Below are 20975 nucleotides of genomic sequence, written 5' to 3' on the forward strand. Positions count from 1 at the left end.
GCGGTCTGGGCGAGCTCTCCCATTCGACAGCGGCGCGCCCCTTCGGCTCGCTCGCGCGGCTGACCGGAACCGCCCCGAAGGGGCGACCGGGCGCCTCCCGCAGGAGGCGTGTTCTCAGCCTTGCCGAATCACCAGTCTGCCACCCTGCCGCTGAGCGACCACTTTGCCCGGGAGATTGATGGCCCCTTGGCCGCGCCAGCCGGTGATCAGGCGGTCGACCTCCTCGATGTGGCGGGCGAAGAGGGAGCCGGCCGGCGCGCCTGCCTCGATGGCGGCGCGGCGCAGGATCCGGCGGCGTACGGCGGGGGGCAGCGCGTAGAGCTTGGCGCACTCCAGGAGGCCGGAGGCGTCACGCACGGAGGTCTCGACCTGGCGGGCCCAGGCGTCGAGGGCGTCGGCGTCGTCGCGGGAGAGCTGAGCCGTCCGGGCGAGAGCTTCGACGACACCCTTGCCGAGCGCCTTCTCGAGAGCCGGCAGGCCTTCGTGGCGGAGGCGGGAACGCGTGTACGTGGGGTCGGTGTTGTGCGGGTCGTCCCACACGGGCAGCGACTGGGCCATGCAGGCCTTGCGGGCGGTCTGCCGGTCGAGGTGCAGGAAGGGGCGGCGGTAGCGGCCGTCGGCCCCCGAGACCGCGGCCATTCCGGACAGTGAGCGGATGCCGGAGCCCCGCGCGAGGCCGAGCAGCACGGTCTCGGCCTGGTCGTCGCGGGTGTGTCCGAGGAGGATCGCGGCGGCGCGGTGGCGCGCGGCGGCGGCGTCCAGGGCGGCGTAGCGGGCGTCGCGGGCGGCCGCTTCGGGGCCGCCTTCGCGGCCGACGCTGACGGCGATGGACTCGACCGGGGCCAGACCGAGTTCGCGCAGGCGCAGGACGACCTCGTCCGCGCGCAGGTCGGAGCCCGGCTGCAGACCGTGGTCGACGGTGATGCCACCGGCGCGGACGCCGAGCTTGGGGGCCTCGAAGGCGAGGGCGGAGGCGAGCGCCATGGAGTCGGCGCCGCCCGAGCACGCGACGAGCACGAGCGGCGCACGGCGCTCGTGGTGCGGCCGGTCGCCGCTGTTCAGTTCGGTGAGGACGTCGTGTAGGACGCGGCGGACCGCCAGGCGTATCGCCGCGACCGCAGGATGGGGACCCATGTCCGGTTCCCTTCTGAAATTTTCGGGGGATGAGCCCGAGCCGGTCACTCAGAGTGTGTCGATGGTGACAGAAGCGGGCGGTTCCCCGAGCATTGCACGCCTACGCATGCCTCACGGTCCCTCGGACGGGTGATTGGCGAGGCGTTCACCTGCCGAAGGCCGGATTCGTCTCACTACCCTCGTGTCGGCCTCACGACTCCGCCTTGCGGTGCACCCGCGCGACCCAGTCCGCCGGTGTGGAGATCTCCGCCTTGGTCGGAAGCGTGTTTGGAGAGGTCCACACACGGTTGAACCCGTCCATGCCGACCTGCTCGACGACCGCCCGCACGAACCGCTCGCCGTCGCGGTACTGCCTCAACTTGGCGTCCAGACCCAGCAGTTTGCGCAGGGCCAGGTCGAGACGGGAGGCGCCTTTGGCGCGGCGCTGCTGGAACTTCTCGCGGATCTCGGCGACGGACGGGACGACGTCCGGTCCGACGCCGTCCATCACGAAGTCGGCGTGGCCCTCCAGGAGGGACATGACGGCGGTCAGCCGGCCGAGGATCTCCCGCTGGGCGGGCGTCTGCACGAGTTCCACGAAGGAGTGCCCGTCGTCGTCCTCCTCGCCCTCCGGGCGGCCCCCGGCCAGGGACTGGGCAGCCTCCCTGACGCGCTCCAGGACCGTCATGGGGTCGATCTCGGTCTGCTCCAGGAAAGACTGGATTTCACCCTCGAGGTGATCGCGCAGCCAGGGCACGGCGGTGAACTGGGTGCGGTGCGTCTCCTCGTGCAGGCAGACCCAGAGCCGGAAGTCGTGGGGGTGCACGTCGAGTTCGCGCTCCACGTGCACGATGTTCGGCGCGACCAGCAGGAGGCGGCCGCCGCCGTTCTCACCCGCGGGCAGATCGCGGGTGTCGGGGGCGAACGTCTCGTACTGGCCGAGGACACGGGACGACAGGAACGACAGGAGCATGCCCAGCTCCACGCCGGTGACCTTGCCTCCGACGGCGCCCAGGACGGCTCCGCCGGGGGTGTTGCCGCGGCGCTCCTGCATCTTGTCCAGAAGGGGTTTGAGGATCTCCCTGAACCCGGCGACGTTCGCCCGGACCCACCCGGGGCGGTCGACGACGAGGACGGGAGTGTCGTGCGTGCCCTCCTCGCCCATACGAGTAAAGCCCCGGACATGTTCCTCCGAGGCCTTCGCATGTCGGCGCAGCTCCGCGACGACGGCACGGGCCTCGTCACGGCTCACCTCGGGGCCCGGCCGCACGAGCCGGGTCGCGGTCGCCACCGCGAGATTCCAGTCGACCATCTCGGCACCACCGATGCTCGTCATGCGTCAACGGTACGTGCTCGTGCGCGAGTGCGGTGAGGCCACGGCCCCGACATAGGTCCGGTGCGGGGTCGGTGGGGCCGCTGATGCCGCTGTTACCGGCAGCCGCAACCCGCCAGTGCAGCGGCCGCGCGGTCGAGTGCCGCCCTCGCCGCCGTCTGGTCCATCGAGCCGTCCGTCAGGAACGCGAACGCCAGCAGCCGGCCGTCGACGTCGACCAGCGTCCCGGCGAGCGTGTTGACGCCGGTCAGGGAGCCCGTCTTGGCGCGTACGACGCCGATTCCCGACCGTTGCGCGGCGTCCTCGTAGCGGTCGCTCAGGGTGCCCGTGAAGCCGGCCACCGGCAGCCCCGTCAGGACAGTGCGCAGCTCGGGGTGGGAGGCGGAGCCGGCAGTCGCCAGGAGGGCCGTCAGCAGGTCCGCCGAGAGCTTGTCCGCGCGGTTCAGGCCGCTGCCGTCGTGGAACTGCGCGCCCTTGAGCGGCAGTGCCAGCTTCTTCAGCTGGGCGGCGATCGCGGCCGCGCCCCCGTCGAAGCTCGGCCTGCCCCCGGTGGCGAGGGCCGTCTGCCGGGCGAGGGCCTCGGCGATGTCGTTGTCGCTGTTGGTGAGCATCCGCTCGACCACGGCCGACAGCGGGGGCGACTGCACCGAGGCGAGGGGCTGCGCGCGGGACGTGGCCTTCGCCTGGGAGGCACCGGGGCCAGACGTGCGAATGCCGCGGTCGCGCAGCAGACCGGCGAACGTGCGTGCCGCGTCACCCGCCGGGTCCGTGCCTCGCGGCGCCGGCCCGCTGGTGGAGTTGTCCGCGCGGCCCTCGTCCGCCGTCAGGGCGGTGACCGGCGCGAGATTGGGGTTGGCCCCGATCTCGTGCACCGCCTCGCCGGTGAACAGGGAGGCGTCATAGGAAAGGGTCACCGAGGCCAGGTGGCGCTTCTTCAGCGCGGCGGCCGTCGCGTCGGCGAGCGTGCGCAGGCTCGCCCAGCCGCCCGCGTCGTCCTTGCGGGCGGTCAGGGTCGGATCGCCACCGCCCACCAGCACCACGGTGTCCTTGCCCGGCTCCAGCACGGTGCGGGTGGTCAGACGGTGGTCGGGGCCCGCCGCGGAGAGGACGGCGACGGCCGTGGCGATCTTCGTGGTGGACGCGGGGGTCAGCGCGTCGTCCGCGCCCTTGCCGTACAGGCGTTTGCCGGTGGCCACGTCGAGCACGACGGCGGTGCGCCGGCTGCCGAGGGAGTGGTCGTCCAGGAGCTTGTCGAGGACCGCGATCAGGTTCGTCGCGAACGGGGCGGACTTGGTGGTGTTCGCGGCGGTGCCGAGACCGGCAAGGACGGGCGCGGCACTCGGCGCGGGAGCGGGTGCGTCGGCCGCCGTACCGGAATTACGTGCGTGATCTGCGCCACCCCGGCGACCCCACGCCGCGGCGCGGTCACGCTCGGCCGTACGCTGACCCGAGGAGTCCCAGGGACCGGCAGCGGTCGCGGCCCCGGCCGCGAGCGCGAGGCCCACGGTGGCGGCGACGGCCGCCAGCTGTGGGGCCGTAAGCCCCCCAGAGCCCGGGCCCACGGCGCGCGCGACCCGCGTGACGTGCGGTTTCACCGCTCCGGGGAGCCGGGTAGCACGCGGCCGCACGGCCTCGCCGATCCGCTGCGCACGGGGTCCCACGACCTGGCCCATGCGCGCGAGGCGCGGTCTCACGGCCCGGGCGACCCGCGCGAGATGCGGTCGCGCGGCCCGCCAAGCCCTCAGCTCCGGCACGACCACCAGCCCCTTTCGCGATCACACACCTGCGTGAGGGACACTTAATCACCAGAACTATGTGTTGATCATGGAGGAGCCACCGGTGGAGTTCGACGTCACGATCGAGATTCCGAAGGGTTCGCGGAACAAGTACGAGGTGGACCACGAGACCGGTCGTATCCGCCTGGACCGTCGACTCTTCACCTCGACCAGCTACCCGGCCGACTACGGCTTCGTCGAGAACACCCTCGGCGAGGACGGCGACCCGCTGGACGCCCTGGTCATCCTGGAGGAGCCGACCTTCCCCGGCTGCCTCATCAAGTGCCGCGCCATCGGCATGTTCCGCATGACGGACGAGGCCGGCGGCGACGACAAGCTGCTGTGCGTGCCGGCGTCCGACCCGCGCGTGGAGCACCTCCGGGACATCCACCACGTCTCCGAGTTCGACCGCCTGGAGATCCAGCACTTCTTCGAGGTCTACAAGGACCTGGAGCCCGGCAAGTCGGTCGAGGGTGCCAACTGGGTGGGCCGTTCCGACGCGGAGGTCGAGATCGAGCGTTCGTACAAGCGGTTCAAGGAGCACGGCGGTCACTGACCTCCTGTCGTCCAGCGGGCCGCGTGACCCCTTTCGGGGTGACGCGGCCCGTTCGTACGCCGGTGTTCATACGCATACTGAGACGTACGGGAGGTATGCGAGGGAAGCACGGGTACGAAAGGCGGAGGCGGGAACTGGTGGCGGAGCCTGACGCGGAGGACCGCAAGCCGCAGTCGGACGAGGCGAGGAGCGCGTTCGCGCCCCAGGGGCGGGACGAGGGCGATTCCGCCGCGACGTCCGAGTTCTTGAGTCCCACGGCCGTTCGCGTTCCCCCGGTGCCCGGCACCGACTCGTCCACGACGTCCGAGTTCGCCGTCCCGGCGGGGCTCGATGTGCCGTCGGCGCCGGCTGCCGAGCCGGAGACGACGTCCGAGTTCGCCCTCCCGCAGGGGCTCGAGGCCCGTCGGCCGCACGCCGCCGAACCGGAGGGGTCGGCGTTCAGCCCGCCGAACACGTACACCGCCGGGCAGGCACCACCCGCGTTCACCCCGCCCTCCGGGATCCCCGCGGTGCGTCTGACCAAGGAGGCGCCCTGGCAGGACCGGATGCGCACGATGCTGCGCATGCCGGTGGCCGAGCGGCCCGCGCCGGAACCCGTGCACAAGACCGGCGAGTCCGCCCCCGCCGTGCCGCGTGTGCTCGACCTGACCCTGCGTATCGGCGAACTGCTGCTGGCGGGCGGCGAGGGCGCCGAGGACGTCGAAGCCGCGATGTTCGCGGTCTGCCGGTCCTACGGCCTGGACCGCTGCGAGCCGACCGTCACCTTCACGCTGCTGTCGATCTCGTACCAGCCGTCCCTGGTCGACGACCCGGTGACGGCCTCGCGCACCGTACGCCGCCGCGGCACCGACTACACCCGCCTGTCGGCCGTGTTCCGGCTCGTGGCGGACCTCAGCGACCCGGACACGACGATCTCCCTGGAGGAGGCCTACCGCCGGCTCGCTGAGCTCCGGCGCAACCGGCACCCCTACCCCGGGTGGGCGCTGACCGGGGCGAGTGGGCTGCTCGCCGGTGCGGCCTCCGTACTCGTCGGCGGCGACGTGATCGTGTTCATCGCGGCCGCGCTCGGCGCGATGCTCGGCGACCGGCTGGCCTGGCTGTGCGCCGGGCGCGGACTGCCGGAGTTCTACCAGTTCACGGTGGCCGCGACGCCTCCCGCCGCGATCGGCGTGGCGCTCACGGTCGCCCAAGTGCACGTCAACGCGTCCGCGGTGGTCACCGGTGGTCTGTTCGCGCTGCTGCCCGGACGGGCCCTGGTGGCGGGCGTACAGGACGGGCTGACCGGTTTCTACATCACCGCGGCCGCGCGCCTGCTGGAGGTCATGTACTTCTTCGTGGGCATCGTGATCGGCGTCCTGGTGGTGCTCTACTTCGGCGTCAAGCTGGGCGCCCAGCTGAACCCGGACGCGGCGCTGAACGTCTCCGAGCGGCCGGTCGTGCAGATCCTCGCGTCCATGCTGCTGTGCCTGACCTTCGCGGTACTGCTCCAGCAGGAGCGGTCCACCGTGCTGTGGGTGACCCTCAACGGGGGCGTCGCCTGGAGCGTGTACGGCGCCATGCACTACCCGGGCGGCCTCTCGCCGGTCGCCTCCACGGCCGTGGCCGCGGGTCTGGTGGGCCTGTTCGGGCAGTTGCTGGCCCGGTACCGGTTCGCCTCCGCGCTGCCGTACACGACGGCCGCGATCGGGCCGCTGCTGCCCGGCTCCGCGACGTACTTCGGGCTGCTGTCGATCGCCCAGGCCCACGTCGACAAAGGCCTGGTGTCGCTGGCCAAGGCCGCCTCGCTCGCCATGGCCATCGCCATCGGCGTGAACCTGGGGTCGGAGATCTCCCGGCTGTTCCTGCGGGTGGGCTCCGCGAAGGGGCGGCGGGCGGCCAAGCGGACGCGCGGTTTCTGAGCCCTTACTGGGCGCGGTAGCCCTGGTCGTAGGGCTGCTCGCCCTGCTGATAACCCTGCGGCGAGCCGTACGCCTGCTGCGGGTGCCCCTGGGGCTGCTGCTGCGGGGCCTGGCCGTAGTACTGGCCGCCGTGGCCCTGGTCCGTTCCATGAGGCCGCTGCTGCGGCCGGCCCTGCGGATAGCCCTGACCCTGCGGATACCCCTGACCCTGCGGATACCCCTGACCCTGCGGATACCCCTGGCCCTGCGGGTAGCCCTGGCCCTGCGGGTAGCCCTGGCCCTGCGGGTAGCCCTGGCCCTGGTTGCCGTACGCCTGGTTCTGGTCGCCGTAAGGCTGGCCCTGGTTGCCGTAGGCCTGGCTCTGGTCGCCGTAGGCCTGGCTCTGGTCGCCGTAGGGCTGGCCCTGGCTGCCGTAGGGCTGGCCCTGGTTGCCGTAGGCCTGGTTGTGGTTCCGGTCCTGGTACGCGGGAGCCACGGGCCGCAGCCGCGTCGTCGCGTCGTCCATGACCGGGGGCTGCTGCTGGAACTGGGCGTCCATGTCCTGCGCGGGGTTCTTCCTGGCCTTGGAACGCACCCGCAGGAACTCGATGGCGATCGGGATCACCGAGACGAGGACGATCAGGATGAGGATCGCCTCGATGTTGTTCTTGACGAAGTCGATGTTGCCCAGCCAGGAGCCGAGCAGCGTGACACCCGCGCCCCACAGGACGCCGCCGATGACGTTGAAGACGACGAACGAGCGGTACTTCATCCCGCTGACGCCGGCGATGATCGGCGTGAAGGTGCGCACGACCGGCACGAAGCGGGCCAGGACCAGGGACTTCGGGCCGTACTTCTCGAAGAACTCGTGTGCCTTGGTGACGTTCTCCTGCTTGAAGAGGCGGGAGTCGGCGCGGTTGAAGAGCGAGGGACCGACCTTCTTGCCGAACATGTAGCCCACCTGGTCGCCCACGACCGCGGCGAGGCAGATCAGGGCGATGGCGCCCCACAGGGGGAAGTCCAGCTGGTTCGACGTGATCAGCAGGCCGCAGGTGAACAGCAGCGAGTCACCCGGCAGGAAGAAGCCGATGAGCAGGCCCGACTCCGCGAAGACGACGAGGAGCAGGCCCCAGATCCCGAAGGTGTCCAGCAGCTGATTCGGATCCATCCAGCTCGGTCCGATGGCAAGCGTCGTCACGGTTCCGGGCTCCTGAGAGGTGAGAGGGGTGCGGCGTCCTGTGGGGCGGTCCCCACGACATGGGCCGGACAAAGCTATCAACGCACGATGTCGTCATCGGGTTCCACCGGTGCCCCCGGGGTGCACGGTGTGTGGACCGGGGCGAAGCTGTGAGCCATGGGCATCGAAGAGTACGGCGGCGGCCAGGGCCCCGAGCCCGACGTGCTGGTCGTGACGACGAACGACGTACCCGGCTACCGCGTCGAGCGGGTGGTCGGCGAGGTCTTCGGCCTCACCGTCCGCTCGCGCCATCTGGGCAGCCAGATCGGCGCGGGCCTGAAGTCCATGATCGGCGGCGAGCTGAAAGGGCTCACCAAGACGCTGGTACAGACCCGCAACCAGGCCATGGAACGGCTCATCGAGCAGGCACGCGCGCGTGGCGCGAACGGTGTCCTGGCCTTCCGCTTCGACGTGACGGAGGCCGCGGACGCCGGCACCGAGGTGTGCGCCTACGGGACCGCGGTGGTCCTGGCCCGGGTGTAGCGCGCCCGGGCCAGGACCCTAGGAGGAGTGCCGGGCGGCGTTCGCGAGAATCGCCTCCTTGAGGTGCTCGGCGAGCCCTGGACGCATGGATTCGTAGAACGCCTTGAAACGCTCGTCGGCCACGTACATCTCGGCGAGACCCCGGTGCATCTCGTACGGGCACTCGTAGAAGCACGTGCAGATGTGCTGCCGGTGCTCCTCGGCCAGATCCATGGCCGCCTCCCCGGTCGGCGGTTCACCGGCGGCCATCAGGGCGCCGTAACGCTCGCCCCAGGCGGTGACCTCGGCCTGCATGCGCTTCCAGTCGTCCTTGGTGTAGCGGGCGGCGCGACGCTGCGACTCGGCGTAAGCCTCGGTGCCGCCCCAGCGCTGCTCCGCCTCCTCGGCGTACTGCTCGGGGTCCTTGTCCCCGAACACCTCGAACCTCTCCTCGGGCGTGAGATTGATGCCCATCTTTCGTGCCTCCATGGCGTGCTCCACGGCCGCCGCCATCTTCCGCAGCTTCTCGATCCGGGCGGTCAGCAGTTCGTGCTGGCGGCGCAGATGCGCACGCGGGTCCGCGTCCGGGTCGTCGAGCAGGGCGGCGACCTCGTCGAGCGGAAAGCCGAGTTCCCGGTAGAACAGGATCTGCTGCAGCCGGTCGAGGTCCGCGTCGTCGTAGCGCCGGTGACCGGCATGCGTGCGCTCACTGGGCACGAGCAGCCCGATCTCGTCGTAGTGGTGCAGCGTGCGCACGGTCACGCCGGCGAAACCGGCCACCTGGCCCACCGAGTAGCTCACTTCCGCTCCCTTCTGGGTACGCACCTCAGGCTGCGGCCTCACGTCGCGTGAGGTGCAAGCGGCATTCCTCCGCGGGCCGCGGCGTGCCTCCGGATGTCCGCGCGCCAGGCACGTCGTGCCGGTTTTGCCCGCTTATGGTGAGCCCGTGGCCCAGCACACCGCGCAGCGGGAGCGCGGCACGCCGGCGACCCCCGCGCGGGGCCTGCTGCCGCTGGTCCTCCCGGCGCCGGCCGTCGGCGTCAGTCTGCTCTACCTGGGGGTGCGCGGGCTCGCCGTAGGACTCCAGCACCTCCCGTGGCGGAACCTGCCGGACGCCCCGGGCATCGGCCGCTACTCGGCACGCTGGATGCTCGTCGTGCTCACCGCGACCGGCGTCCTGGTCGGTCTGGTCGTCCGGAAGGCACCGGGGCACGCCGGTCCCGACCCGGCGACCTCTGGGGCCGGCCATGACCACGCCGCTGCCGCCCGGCGTCGGGCCCGGTCTGCTGGTGGCGGCCATGCTGATGCCGGCCGGCGGCCCGAGCCTCGGTCCGGGGAACCCGGTCGTCGCGACGAACGCCGCGCCGGCGTTCTGGCTGGGCCGCAGGCCGGCGCCCCGGCTGCCGAGCGGACTGTGGGTGGCGCCGGCCGAGGCTGCCACCATCGGCGCGCTGTTCGGTACGCCGGTGGCGGTCGCGCTGCTGCTCTGCGAGGCGCCGGCCGGGCAGCAGATCAAGGGGCTGCCGTGGGACAACGTGTTCCGACCGCTGATCGCGGCCGCCGCGGGCGGGCGGACGGGACCGCGATCCGGTGAACCGCCGAGCCGGTCCGATCCGATGAACGGGCGAGGTGATCCTTGAAGCGGCCCGGGCCGGGGAACCCATGGATCGGCAAACTTCGCCGTTCCGAGGAACCAGCAGCACCTCCACACCCGATGAACCAGTAGACGCGCGCCAACTTCGCGATGGGAGACGAGACACCATGCCGCTCCACACCGGCCCGGGGAAGCCCGACGAACGCCCCATGTCGTTGAACCCCTTCTTCGGGGAGGCGAACCCGGTCGTCGAGATGACCCAGGCACCGCCCCGGCACCGGCTGCCCGACGGGCCCCTGCCGCCCTCGGTCGCCTATCAACTGGTCCACGACGAACTGATGCTGGACGGCAACTCCCGGCTCAACCTCGCCACGTTCGTCACCACGTGGATGGAGGACCAGGCCGACCGGCTGATGGCGGAGTGCCGCGACAAGAACATGATCGACAAGGACGAGTACCCGCGCACCGCGGAGCTGGAGCGCCGCTGCGTGGCCATGCTCGCCCAGCTGTGGCACGCGCCGAACCCGGAGTCCGCTGTGGGCTGTTCGACGACCGGTTCGAGCGAGGCGTGCATGCTCGCCGGAATGGCCCTGAAGCGGCGCTGGGCCCAGCGCAACGCGGACCGCTACCCCTCCAGGGACGCGCGCCCGAACCTGGTCATGGGCGTGAACGTGCAGGTCTGCTGGGAGAAGTTCTGCAACTTCTGGGAGGTCGAGGCACGCCAGGTACCCATGGAGGGCGACCGGTATCACCTGGACCCGCAGGCTGCCGCCGAACTGTGTGACGAGAACACGATCGGGGTCGTGGGCATCCTCGGGTCCACCTTCGACGGGTCCTACGAGCCGATCGCCGAGCTGTGCGCGGCTCTGGACGACCTTCAGGAGCGCACGGGACTGGACATCCCGGTGCACGTGGACGGCGCGTCCGGGGGGATGATCGCGCCCTTCCTCGACGAGGATCTGGTGTGGGACTTCCGGCTGCCGCGGGTGGCGTCGATCAACACCTCCGGGCACAAGTACGGGCTGGTCTACCCGGGCGTGGGCTGGGCGCTGTGGCGCGACACGGACGCGCTCCCCGAGGAACTCGTCTTCCGGGTCAACTACCTGGGCGGCGACATGCCGACCTTCGCGCTCAACTTCTCCCGGCCCGGGGCCCAGGTCGTCGCCCAGTACTACACGTTCCTGCGGCTCGGCCAGGACGGATACCGAGCGGTCCAGCAGGCCACCCGGACCGTGGCGGAGGGACTTGCCGAGCGGGTGGAGGCGCTCGGCGACTTCCGCCTCCTCACCCGGGGAAACCAGTTGCCGGTCTTCGCCTTCACCACCGCGCCGGATGTCCAGGAGTACGACGTCTTCGACGTCTCCCGGCGCCTGCGTGAGTCCGGCTGGCTGGTGCCCGCGTACACCTTCCCCGCCAACCGCGAGGACCTCTCCGTCCTGCGGATCGTGTGCCGCAACGGCTTCTCGACGGACCTCGCCGATCTGTTCCTGGAGGACCTCAGCCGCCTGCTGCCCGGGCTGCGGCGGCAGCCGCACCCGTTGACCCGGGACAAGCAGAAGGCCACCAGCTTCCACCACTGACGTCCGGCACCGGCCGTCCCCGCGCGGGGCGAGGACGGCCGGTGGTGTCATGGGACGGGGACACGGCGCACGGTGTTCGGGGTCAGCCCCAGGACGTGCCCTGTTCCACGGCCACCAGCTCGAAGGCCGTCTTGCCGTCCAGGGACTCCCGGATGATGTCGGCGTGGCCGGCGTGCCGGGCGGTCTCGCGGATCAGGTGGAGCAGTACCCAGCGTGTCGAGACCCGCTCGTCCGGCGGGAACCACGGTTCGTCCGGCAGCGGGAACGTGTCGTCGAGGCTCGGCGCCGAACGGATGAAGACCTCGGTCTCGTCCGCGACCTTCTGCCAGTACGCGAGCTGCGACTCGACCGTCTCGTCACCGATGAGGCGGAAGCACTCGTGCCAGTTGGCCTCCGTCCGCTTGACCGCCGGCTCCTCGCCCTTGGCCCGTGCGATCCAGCTCTGCTCGACCTCGGCGACATGCTTGAGCAGGCCCGAGAGCGACAGCTCACTGGCGCTCGGCCGGCTCGCCGCCTGTTCCTCGGTCAGACCGAGCAGGGCCCGGCGGACGCCGCCGCGCTGCTCCTCGAGGAAGGAGAGCAGCGCTCCGCGCTCGTCGCCCTGCGCCTCGGCGCGCACGTGAGTGACCATGACCGTCCGCCTTTCGTGGGTTCCGGCAGTTCGTCCCTGCCTGACACCCACGAAGCTACGGACCCTTGCGGTCAGTTTCTGTCCGCAAGGGCCGGGAGGAGCGGACGAAAATCAGAACGGGAAACCGCTGCGGCCGTGCTGGACCGAGATCCACTTCAGCGTGGTGAACGACTCCAGGGTCGTCTCGCCGTTCAGGCGGCCGATGCCCGAGTGCTTCTCGCCGCCGAACGGGACGAGCGGCTCGTCGTGGACGGTGCCGTCGTTCACATGGAACATGCCCGTGTCGATCTGCTTGGCGAAGTTGACGCCGCGCTCGATGTCGCCGGTGTGGACCGCGCCGCTGAGGCCGTACGGGGTGTCGTTGACCATGCGCACGGCCTCCTCCTCACCGTCGAACGGGATCAGGAAGGCGACCGGGCCGAAGATCTCCTGCTGGAGGAGGGCCGAGTCGGCGGGGACGTCCGTCAGGACGGACGGCTCGACGAGGTTGTCGGTGGTCGCGCCGTGCACCAGCGCGGTCGCGCCCTCGGCGATGGCCTGCTCGACCGCGCCCGAGAGGGCCTCCGCCTGGGAGGAGTTGATCACCGGGCCGATGACGGTCTGCGGGTCGCGCGGGTCGCCGACCTTGAGGGACTTCACCTTGGCGACGAACTTCTCGGTGAACTCCGCCTGCAGCGAGCGGTCCACCAGGACGCGGTTGGCGGCCATGCAGACCTGGCCCTGGTGCACGTACCGGCTGAAGACGGCCGCGTCGACGGCGTAGTCGACGTCCGCGTCGTCCAGGACCACGAGCGCGCTGTTGCCGCCGAGTTCGAGGACGGAGCGCTTGAACAGCGACGCACAGACGGTCGCGACGTGCCGGCCCACCTTGTCGGAACCGGTGAAGGAGATGACCTTCGGGATCGGGTGCTCGATGAAGGCGTCGCCTATCTCCGCTATGTCCGTGATCACGACGTTCAGCAGACCACCCGGGAGGCCCGCCTCCTCGAAGATCTTCGCGACCAGGGAGCCACCGACGATCGGTGTGTTCTGGTGCGGCTTGAGAACGACACCGTTGCCGAGCGCGAGCGCCGGGGCGACGGACTTGATCGACAGCAGGAACGGGAAGTTGAAGGGGCTGATCACACCGACGACGCCGACCGGCACGCGGTAGAGCCGGTTCTCCTTGCCGTCGATCGGCGACGGCAGGATCTTGCCCTCGGGACGCAGCGCCAGCTGGATCGACTCGCGCAGGAACTCCTTGGCGAGGTGCAGCTCGAAGGCGGCCTTCAGGCGCGTGCCGCCCAGCTCCGCGATGATCGCGTCGCTGATCTCGGTCTCGCGGCCCTCTATGAGCCTGAGCGCCTTCTCGAACACCGCGCGGCGGGTGTAGGGGTTGGTGGCGGCCCACTCCCGCTGGGCGGCCGCGGCGGCCCGGTAGGCCTCGTCCACCTCGCCGACCGTGGCGATCGTGATCGACGCCAGCTTCTCGCCGTCGTACGGGTCGAAGTCGATGATGTCCCAGGAGCCGGTGCCCGGACGCCACTCCCCGCCGATGTACTGCTGGGACAGATCGGTGAAGTAGGACGACATATGACCCCTCAATCCCTTGCAGTCGAAGCAGACACCCGTTCGCACGTGCGATCACGTCGTTCTTTGATCACGCGTCATCGTACTTGTGTTTAAAGGGAGTTGGGGGACGCCCCGGGATACTCCACGAGGACTCTCAGGAAAGCTGGAGCAGCCCCCGCAGCAGATCCCGGCTCTCGCCGGGTCCCGGGCTGTCCTGCTGCAGCTGCTTCATCGCGCCCTCGTACTGGGCGACGTCCTCGCGTTTGTCCAGGTACAGGGCGCTGGTGAGCTGCTCCAGATACACGACGTCCGACAGGTCGGACTCGGGGAAGCTCAGGATGGTGAACGAACCGCTCTCGCCGGAGTGCCCGCCGAAGCTGAACGGCATGACCTGAAGCCGTACGTTGGGGCGCTCCGAGATCTCGATCAGATGCTGGAGCTGGTCGCGCATCACCTGCCGGTTCCCGTACGGGCGCCGCAGGGCCGCCTCGTCGAGCACGACATGGAACTCCGGGGCGTTCTCCGCCACGAGGTACTTCTGCCGCTCCAGGCGCAGCGCCACCCGCCGGTCGATGTCCGCGGCGCTCGCACCCTTCATGCCCCGGGCGACGACCGCGTGCGCGTACGCCTCGGTCTGCAGCAGCCCGTGCACGAACTGGACCTCGTACGAGCGGATCAGGTGCGCCGCCCCCTCCAGCCCGACGTAGGTGGGGAACCAGCTGGGCAGGACGTCGGAGTAGCTGTGCCACCACCCGGCGACATTGGCCTCCTTCGCCAGGGAGAGCAGGGATGTGCGCTCGGCCTCGTCGGTGATCCCGTACAACGTCAGCAGATCCTCGACATCCCGTGTCTTGAAGCTCACCCGTCCCAACTCCATGCGGCTGATCTTCGACTCCGAGGCCCGGATCGAGTAGCCGGCTTGCTCCCTGGTGATGCCGCGCGCCTCCCGCAGGCGCCTGAGATGGGATCCCAGCAGAATGCGCCGCACCACCGACCCACTCGAGTCCCCAGCGCTCACGTTCGTCAGCCTCCCCAACCGTCCTTCCGACCGCGCAGTCTGCCACTAAAACACTTCGAGCAGTACTCGTACGGTTACAGAAATGGAAAGCAGTCAAAGCCGAGACACCGAGAGAGATCAGGAAGAGGCAAGCAAGCGGGAAGAAAGTGACAGAAGAAATAAGCAGAAAGCGGTACGGGGACGTCCAATTCTGGCGCGTGCACGTGCATCTGCCCTTGCATCTGCCTGGCTCATCCGAAACCATGGTCCCGCGCCACCGCTGCATTGCCACGACCGCGAACACCCGGGAGTGCCTCGCATGGGGACGAATGGATCGACCATGCTCGAGCCCTTACGGCAGGGACTTCCGCCGCTCGACCCCGCGGCCGTGTCCAGCGCCGCCTCCTGCGCCCTGCCGGCCCGTCTCGAAGCGGTCCGTGAGGCACGGCAGTTCACCCGCAGAACTCTCGGCCAGTGGGATGTCGCCGAACACCTCGACGACGTCTGCCTGGTGGTCTCCGAGCTCGTGACCAACGCCCTGCGGCATGCGCTGCCCTCGCCCGCCTCGCGCACGTGCGACCAGGAAGCGGCCGTGCGGCTGCATCTGATGCGCTGGACCTCCCGCCTGGTCTGCGCCGTGCGCGACCCCAGCCACGACAGCCCTGTCGCGGGTGACTCCGAGGACTTCTCGGCGGAGTCGGGCCGCGGGCTGTTCCTGGTCGACTCGTTCGCCGACAGCTGGGGCTGGCACCCGCTGGCGGGCACGCTGAGCGGGAAGGTGGTCTGGGCGCTGTTCCGGCTGCCGTCCGTGTCCGCGCGCGCGGAATGACACCGTACGGCTTTTTTTGGGTCACCGATCTACGCGTGTCGCAACCCGCGGTGCGTCAACGCACCGCGGGCCGCGGGTAGTCGGCGGCCGGCGGAGCCCGACCTTGACCCCGACCGCGTGGGTCAGGCGATCAGATGGTCGAACTCGCCGTCCTTGATGCCCAGGAGCATCGCCTCGATCTCCGCGCGGGTGTAGACCAGCGCGGGCCCGTCGGGGAAGCGGGAGTTGCGCACCGCCACTTCCCCGCCCGGAAGTCGGGCGAACTCCACGCATGACCCCTGCGAGTTGCTGTGCCGGCTCTTCTGCCAGGCCACATGATGCAGCTCGGTCGCAGCCATGCCGTTGTACACGTCGTCCACGTCGTACACGTCGTGGTCCACAGGTCGCTCCCCGGTCGTGCATTGGCTGGTGTGGCCATTGATGCAGTGGTCAACTGCTCCGGATCATAACTCCGTTCACATGCAGATGCTTGGGCAGATGCACGTGCACGCGGGGTGTTCCTGCGATTACAGCTTTTACAGTCCCTTGACTACAGCCTGACCGCCGACTGACTACAGCCGGTCAAGCGTCTGCCCCAGAGCTCGCACAACATGCGACCTCCAGCCCCCGTCCATGATCGTCCGCGCCCTCATCTGTGCCGGGTCGTCCGGGTCGAACCCTTCATGCACTAGGAAGAGACGCGTACCGCGGCCTTCCTGTTCCAACGTCCATGTGATGGTCCAGTCCGCGGGATTGGCGGGATCGGCGTCGGCCCACCGGACGCGCAGCATCCGCTCGGGCTCGAACGCGAGAACCTGCACGTCGACGGTGCCGGAGAAGTTGGTGTTCGGCCGGGGAACCGAGGTCATCGTGTAGCGGTGGCCGACCTCGAGCCGGAAGTTCTCGGAGCCGGGCATCTGCCACTGGGCGAGCAACTCGGGCTCGGTCAGGGTGCGCCAGACCTTGCCCGGCGGATGCGGCAGGAACTGGTCGACGCGGATCGTGGTGAGGTCGTCGTCGGGTGCGGTGCTCATGGCCGGTCATCGTCGGGCATGCGGTCGAGCAGCTCGCCGAGCCCGCGCAGTCGCTGCCGCCAGAACCGCTCGTACGGATGGAGCCAGTCCTGCACCTCGGCCAGCGGCGCCGCCTCGAGACGGTAGATGCGCTGCCGGCCGGAACGCTGCTCCGAGACGAGTCCGGCCTCCCGGAGCACCCTGAGGTGCTCCGAGAGGCTCGGGCGGCGCATGTCGAAACGGTCGGCCAGGGCCTGGACCGGCTGCGGCCCGTCCTCGCGCAGCAGGCGCAGTACCTCGCGGCGCGTGCCGTTGGCGAGCGCGGCGAAGACGCGGTCCTCGGCGGCGGTGTCCGCCCCGGCCCCGGTCGTGGTCATACCGGTTCTTCCTATCCGTGAGCCTCCGTCAGCAGCATCAGACCGTTGCCGTCGGGGTCCTGGAAGGACGCCATCCGGCCCCAGGGGAGGCCGTCCGGGCCCTGCACGGACACCCCCGCCTCGGCCAGCCGCGCGCAGTCGGCATCGACATCGGTCGTGACCAACATGATCCCCCGGGTCGAGCCGGGTTCGAAATCGCCCATCCCGGGGCCGGAGAGCGTGAAGACGGTCTGTGCGCCCTTGGGCGCGACCTGGAGCCACCGCCCCTGCGGCAGGTCCAGATCCGCGGTGACCTCGAAGCCGAGGACGTCCGTGTAGAAGCGCAGCGCACGGTCCTGGTCGGTGACGGGAAGGGTGACGAATGAGGCGTGTGTGACGGTCATGCGGCCACGATAGGTAGGAGATTCCCTACTCGTCAAGCGTAGGGAATCTCCTACGTGTATTGCGGAGCGTGCGCACCCGTGACGTGAAGACCCGAGGGGGGCGAGGGGTCGATTCGGCGAAGAAAGGCAGAGATCGCGAAGAACGAGAGGCGCCGAGAGGTCATCACGCGGTGCCCGGAGCGGCGAACCGAACCGGAGAACATCATCCGCGGCCCGGCGGGAACTGCGCAGGCAGCCGCACGACCCGCGTGCCACCCGTGCCCGCGACCGGGACAGCGTGGGCTGCCCGGCGCACGGTCACTTCCGTACCTTCGGCCTCTTGCGCGCCGGTCCGGGTGAGCAAGCGCACGCCGCTCGCCTCCCGGGCCTTCACAAGACCTCCTGGTAGCTTGCTGCGGCCGTCTCCATGACGACCTCATCGGCAACCTTGGGAGACTTCAGTGACAGCGACCCATGTCACACGTCCGCAGCCGCGCATCGCGGTGGCCGCCGCGGGTTTTGTGGCCGCGCTCGCACTGACGGGCTGCAGCAGCGACTCCGGGGGCAGCGACTCGGCGAACGGTGCGACCTCCACGCCGAACGCGTCCGCGTCCCCGGCGGACACCGGCAGCGCCGGTACGCCGGGCGCCAAGGCCGGCAAGCTGGAGGGCAGCTGGCTCGCCACGACCGGCGGCAAGGCGGTGGCACTGGTGATCACCGGCAAGCAGGCCGGGCTTTTCGCCACGGGCGGCACCGTGTGCAGCGGGACCGCGGGCGAGAAGGCGGGAACGCAGATGATCCACCTCACGTGCACGGACGGCAGCAAGAACCGCCGGACCGGGATGGTCGACTCCGTGAACTCCGCGAGTATGAAGGTGACCTGGGAGGGCGGCGTCGGGACGGAGACCTACGCCAAGGCCGAGGGCGGCAGCCTCCCGAGCGGACTGCCGACGGCGGGCCTGGGCTCCTGACCTCGCCCGGCAGCCCTGGGACCCTTCGCACGACGCACGCCCCGCCCTCGCGGTCCGTACGCTCCTCCGTTTCCTCTGAACGCCGCACGATGTCCGCACCCCGACAGGCCTCCTGCGGCGCCGGCAGCCGGCAGATCCCTCCTTCACGCATGGGACAAAGCCGGATGATCGTGACATCCGCGGCCATGGCGCCCGGGGCTTTACGGGGGCGCGCGACGCACCGCCGCGCACTTGCGTGATGATCCATGGACACCGTCACGAGCCAGAGGACCCTGATGCGCACGTTCCACGTCCCCCTCGCCCTCACCGCCCTCACCGCGGCCCTCGCCCTGACCGCCTGCGACAGTGCGAGCGGCGACGGCGGCAAAAACACCGCGGGCTGCCGGATCGCCGTCAAGGTCGGCCCCGGCAACGCGGCCACCAGCGCCGGCGACACCGGCAACGTCCCGGTCACCATCACCAACAACGACTCGGAGAAGTGCACCTTCGAGGGCTTCCCGGGTATCGAGCTCAAGGACGGCAAGTCCGCCTGGGACGTCGCGGAGGAGCAGGGCGCCAAGCCGGCCAAGGTGACGCTGCAGAAGGGTGAGGCGGCGACCTTCACCATCACGTACGTCCGCGGCGACGGCGGCTCGCTCAGCGCTCCGATGAGGACGGTGAAGATCACCGTGCCGGGCGCCGCCGATGCCGGGAGCTACCCGTGGTCGTACGGCGATGTGGCGCTCAAGAGCCCGAACACCCCGGACGCCTCCGTGAGCCCCGTCCAGGTCGCGGGGGACTGATCCCCTCGCTCAGGGGAGCCGGGGCCGCCCTGTGACCTGGGCCCGGTCGGCGGCCGCGGTCCCCTGCTCCCATCCGGCCACGTCACCGGCCCCGCGCAGCCGGGTGGATACCGTGGCGGGGAACATCTGCTCCATGCGGTCCGCGACGGCCACGTCCCGGGCCGCGAGCACCGGCAGCAGGTCGCCCTCGCTCTGCGCGACCTGCCCCTCGGCCACGGTCCGCAGGCGGTCGCCGATGCGGTGCGCGTACGCGGCCAGGAACGACTGCCGGAACGTCTTGGTGCGCTTCCGCCCGCCCTTGCGCTGCGCCGCCTCGGCCTTCGTCATCGCCGTGGTGGCCTGCACCAGCAGCGAGGTGTAGAGGAGCTCGACCGCCCCGAGGTCGGGTTCGAAGCCGATGACCGTGGAGAAGCCCAGGGCCTCGTGCCACACCGCGCGGCAGCGGTTCGCGGTCGCCACCGCGTCCAGGAGGACCGCCTTGGCCGTCTCGTACGGCGCGTCGACGCCGATCCGGCAGGCGCCGGGCGCGTCCCCGGTGTGCGTACGGGCGGCGAGCAGCGCCTCGTCGATGCTGTACCGCGCCATCAGCTCCTGCGCCTTGGCACTGAGCGCCTCCGCCTCCTCGGGATAGCCGGTCGCCTCGGCCTTGGCGAGCAGGGCGCGGATCCGGGTGAGCATGCGGGACTCCGGCTGCTGCGGTCCGGCCTGCTGCCGCGGCAGGTCGAGGGATTCGAGGGCCGGCAGCCGCAGGAGCAGGCGGTAGAGCTCGAGGACGGCGGTGGCGTACGAGAAGCGGTCGGCGGCCCGTGGACGTTCCGGGTCGAGGTCGTGGAGCTGGGCGGCCCAGCGGGGACCGGGGGCCGGCCGCTCGCCCGCCTCCTCGACGATCAGCGCGGACACCAGGTGCACATGGAGGTCGTCCAGTTCACGGCGCACGATGCGTACGACGTCGGCGGGCTGCCAGCCGCGACGCCAGGCCGCGGCGACGAACTGCTCACCTCGCCGGGCGAGTTCGACGTCGGCCGCGGGGTCGGCGGCGAGCAGCGAGGCGCCGGTGTCGAGCGCCGCGTCGGTGTCTTCGTAGAGGGCGGCCCGGAAGGCGCGGTCCACGGTGGTCGTCGTACTCACGCGTCCGATCGTGGCACGGACACGGGTGCAAGGTGTCAACTTCGGGTTGACAGTGCCTGAGTGTCAACTTACGGTTGACATATGACGGAGAAGCCCTACACAGCGAACCTGCGTCTCGACGACCTGATCGAAGCCATCAAGAAGGTCCACACCGACGCACTCGACCAGCTCCAGGACGCGGTGATCGCGGCGGAGCACCTCGGCGACGTGGCCGACCATCTGATCGGCCACTTCGTGGACCAGGCCCGGCGTTCGGGCGCGTCCTGGACCGACATCGGCAAGAGCATGGGCGTGACCCGGCAGGCGGCCCAGAAGCGCTTCGTACCCAAGGAGTCCGCGGACCTCGACCCCGGCCAGGGGTTCAGCCGCTACACCCCGCGCGCCCGCAATGTGGTGATGGCCGCGCACAACGCGGCGAAGGCCGCGGGCAACGCGGAGACCGTCCCCGACCACATCGTCCTCGGGCTGCTCACCGAGCCGGAGGCGCTCGCGGCCAAGGCGATCACCGCGCAGGGCGTCTCCCTGGACTCGGTGCGCGAGGCGGCGGCCGCGGCGCTCCCGCCCCGTCACGAGAACGCGCCGGAGCTCCTGCCCTACTCCCCCGCCGCGAAGAAGGCCCTCGAGCTCACCTTCCGCGAGGCGCTCCGCCTCGGCCACAACTACATCGGCACCGAGCACATCCTCCTCGCGCTCCTCGAGCAGGAGAACGGCGTGGGCCCGCTGAGCGGCCTCGGCGTCGGCAAGGCGGCGACCGAAGCGCATGTGGTGAAGGAGCTCGACAAGATCCGCAAGAAGCTCGAAGAGAACAGCTGAGCCCCTCGGACGGCT

21 protein-coding genes and 2 pseudogenes are annotated in these 20975 nt (G+C 70.4%); 10 read left to right on the plus strand and 13 right to left on the minus strand.

The annotated features are described in order from the left end of the window. Positions 1–114: 114 nt before the first annotated feature. From tilS to dacB, 3 genes are all read right to left on the minus strand, one after another. The gene (gene tilS, locus ABZ904_RS23090; RefSeq protein WP_359394720.1) at positions 115–1134 is read right to left on the minus strand and encodes a tRNA lysidine(34) synthetase TilS; all 1020 of its coding nucleotides are present in this window, start codon (positions 1132–1134) and stop codon (positions 115–117) included. 190 nt (positions 1135–1324) lie between these two features. After that, positions 1325–2449 carry a zinc-dependent metalloprotease gene (locus ABZ904_RS23095; protein WP_360997184.1) on the minus strand — a complete coding sequence of 375 codons (1125 nt, stop codon included), beginning with the start codon at positions 2447–2449 and terminating at the stop codon, positions 1325–1327. Between the two features lie 92 nt (positions 2450–2541). Next, complete coding sequence (gene dacB, locus ABZ904_RS23100) at positions 2542–4119, minus strand: D-alanyl-D-alanine carboxypeptidase/D-alanyl-D-alanine-endopeptidase (protein ID WP_361825323.1); 1578 nt, start codon at positions 4117–4119, stop codon at positions 2542–2544. Between the two features lie 166 nt (positions 4120–4285). Here dacB and ABZ904_RS23105 point away from each other — a divergent pair, with 166 nt between their 5' ends. Together ABZ904_RS23105 and ABZ904_RS23110 are read left to right on the plus strand one after the other, a co-directional pair. Then, entirely contained in the window at positions 4286–4777 is a 492-nt protein-coding gene (locus tag ABZ904_RS23105) for an inorganic diphosphatase (RefSeq protein ID WP_359394714.1), read from the plus strand. 95 nt (positions 4778–4872) lie between these two features. After that, a complete protein-coding gene (locus ABZ904_RS23110) occupies positions 4873–6675 on the plus strand; it encodes a threonine/serine exporter family protein (RefSeq protein ID WP_360997180.1) in 1803 nt (600 codons plus the stop codon). Between the two features lie 4 nt (positions 6676–6679). On the opposite strand, the gene ABZ904_RS23115 is transcribed toward ABZ904_RS23110, so the two are convergent. Then, the gene (locus tag ABZ904_RS23115) at positions 6680–7852 is read right to left on the minus strand and encodes a VTT domain-containing protein (protein WP_361825326.1); all 1173 of its coding nucleotides are present in this window, start codon (positions 7850–7852) and stop codon (positions 6680–6682) included. Positions 7853–8008: 156 nt separating this feature from the next. Between ABZ904_RS23115 and ABZ904_RS23120 the strand changes: the two genes are divergently transcribed. Further along, positions 8009–8374: a YbjQ family protein gene (locus tag ABZ904_RS23120; protein WP_359394708.1), complete on the plus strand. Its 366-nt coding sequence runs from the start codon at positions 8009–8011 to the stop codon at positions 8372–8374. 18 nt (positions 8375–8392) lie between these two features. Here the strand turns inward: ABZ904_RS23120 and ABZ904_RS23125 are convergent, their stop codons facing one another. Then, positions 8393–9154: a MerR family transcriptional regulator gene (locus tag ABZ904_RS23125; protein ID WP_360997176.1), complete on the minus strand. Its 762-nt coding sequence runs from the start codon at positions 9152–9154 to the stop codon at positions 8393–8395. A gap of 145 nt (positions 9155–9299) precedes the next feature. Here ABZ904_RS23125 and ABZ904_RS23130 point away from each other — a divergent pair. Together ABZ904_RS23130 and ABZ904_RS23135 are read left to right on the plus strand one after the other, a co-directional pair. Then, a pseudogene (locus tag ABZ904_RS23130) lies at positions 9300–9921 on the plus strand (ion channel protein); the annotation flags it as partial. 193 nt (positions 9922–10114) lie between these two features. Then, positions 10115–11527, plus strand: a complete 1413-nt coding sequence (locus ABZ904_RS23135) for a glutamate decarboxylase (RefSeq protein WP_359394704.1) — start codon at positions 10115–10117, stop codon at positions 11525–11527. An 82-nt stretch (positions 11528–11609) separates the two neighbouring features. Here the strand turns inward: ABZ904_RS23135 and ABZ904_RS23140 are convergent, their stop codons facing one another. The 3 genes from ABZ904_RS23140 to ABZ904_RS23150 form a co-directional block, all read right to left on the minus strand. Beyond that, positions 11610–12158 carry a DinB family protein gene (locus ABZ904_RS23140; RefSeq protein WP_360997172.1) on the minus strand — a complete coding sequence of 183 codons (549 nt, stop codon included), beginning with the start codon at positions 12156–12158 and terminating at the stop codon, positions 11610–11612. Between the two features lie 111 nt (positions 12159–12269). Further along, positions 12270–13730 carry an aldehyde dehydrogenase family protein gene (locus ABZ904_RS23145; protein WP_359394700.1) on the minus strand — a complete coding sequence of 487 codons (1461 nt, stop codon included), beginning with the start codon at positions 13728–13730 and terminating at the stop codon, positions 12270–12272. Positions 13731–13863: 133 nt separating this feature from the next. Beyond that, positions 13864–14700: a helix-turn-helix transcriptional regulator gene (locus ABZ904_RS23150; protein WP_360997281.1), complete on the minus strand. Its 837-nt coding sequence runs from the start codon at positions 14698–14700 to the stop codon at positions 13864–13866. Positions 14701–15046: 346 nt separating this feature from the next. Here ABZ904_RS23150 and ABZ904_RS23155 point away from each other — a divergent pair, with 346 nt between their 5' ends. Continuing rightward, positions 15047–15535, plus strand: a complete 489-nt coding sequence (locus ABZ904_RS23155) for an ATP-binding protein (RefSeq protein WP_360997170.1) — start codon at positions 15047–15049, stop codon at positions 15533–15535. Between the two features lie 122 nt (positions 15536–15657). Here ABZ904_RS23155 and ABZ904_RS23160 read toward each other — a convergent pair whose 3' ends face one another. From ABZ904_RS23160 to ABZ904_RS23175, 4 genes are all read right to left on the minus strand, one after another. Then, on the minus strand, positions 15658–15915 hold the full coding sequence (locus ABZ904_RS23160) for a DUF397 domain-containing protein (protein ID WP_359394696.1): 258 nt from the start codon (positions 15913–15915) through the stop codon (positions 15658–15660). Between the two features lie 171 nt (positions 15916–16086). Then, complete coding sequence (locus tag ABZ904_RS23165) at positions 16087–16548, minus strand: SRPBCC domain-containing protein (protein WP_360997168.1); 462 nt, start codon at positions 16546–16548, stop codon at positions 16087–16089. Further along, positions 16545–16904, minus strand: coding sequence for a metalloregulator ArsR/SmtB family transcription factor (locus ABZ904_RS23170; protein WP_359394692.1), 360 nt, complete (start codon positions 16902–16904; stop codon positions 16545–16547). Before ABZ904_RS23170 ends, ABZ904_RS23165 begins: the two co-directional genes overlap by 4 nt. Positions 16905–16915: 11 nt before the next feature. Continuing rightward, a complete protein-coding gene (locus tag ABZ904_RS23175) occupies positions 16916–17287 on the minus strand; it encodes a VOC family protein (protein WP_360997165.1) in 372 nt (123 codons plus the stop codon). Between the two features lie 111 nt (positions 17288–17398). On the opposite strand from ABZ904_RS23175, the pseudogene ABZ904_RS23180 reads away from it, so the two are divergent. From ABZ904_RS23180 to ABZ904_RS23190, 3 genes and pseudogenes are all read left to right on the plus strand, one after another. After that, positions 17399–17675: pseudogene (locus tag ABZ904_RS23180) on the plus strand (30S ribosomal protein S14). A gap of 52 nt (positions 17676–17727) precedes the next feature. Next, entirely contained in the window at positions 17728–18237 is a 510-nt protein-coding gene (locus tag ABZ904_RS23185; RefSeq protein ID WP_361825330.1) for a hypothetical protein, read from the plus strand. Positions 18238–18482: 245 nt separating this feature from the next. Continuing rightward, positions 18483–19019, plus strand: a complete 537-nt coding sequence (locus tag ABZ904_RS23190) for a DUF4232 domain-containing protein (RefSeq protein WP_361825332.1) — start codon at positions 18483–18485, stop codon at positions 19017–19019. A 9-nt stretch (positions 19020–19028) separates the two neighbouring features. Here ABZ904_RS23190 and ABZ904_RS23195 read toward each other — a convergent pair whose 3' ends face one another. After that, entirely contained in the window at positions 19029–20147 is a 1119-nt protein-coding gene (locus ABZ904_RS23195; RefSeq protein WP_359394684.1) for a DUF2786 domain-containing protein, read from the minus strand. An 81-nt stretch (positions 20148–20228) separates the two neighbouring features. Here ABZ904_RS23195 and ABZ904_RS23200 point away from each other — a divergent pair, with 81 nt between their 5' ends. Then, on the plus strand, positions 20229–20960 hold the full coding sequence (locus ABZ904_RS23200) for a Clp protease N-terminal domain-containing protein (RefSeq protein ID WP_359394682.1): 732 nt from the start codon (positions 20229–20231) through the stop codon (positions 20958–20960). The last annotated feature ends 15 nt before the right edge of the window (positions 20961–20975 follow it).

It is taken from the genome of Streptomyces sp. NPDC046900 (assembly GCF_040644975.1).
Taxonomy (GTDB): domain Bacteria; phylum Actinomycetota; class Actinomycetes; order Streptomycetales; family Streptomycetaceae; genus Streptomyces.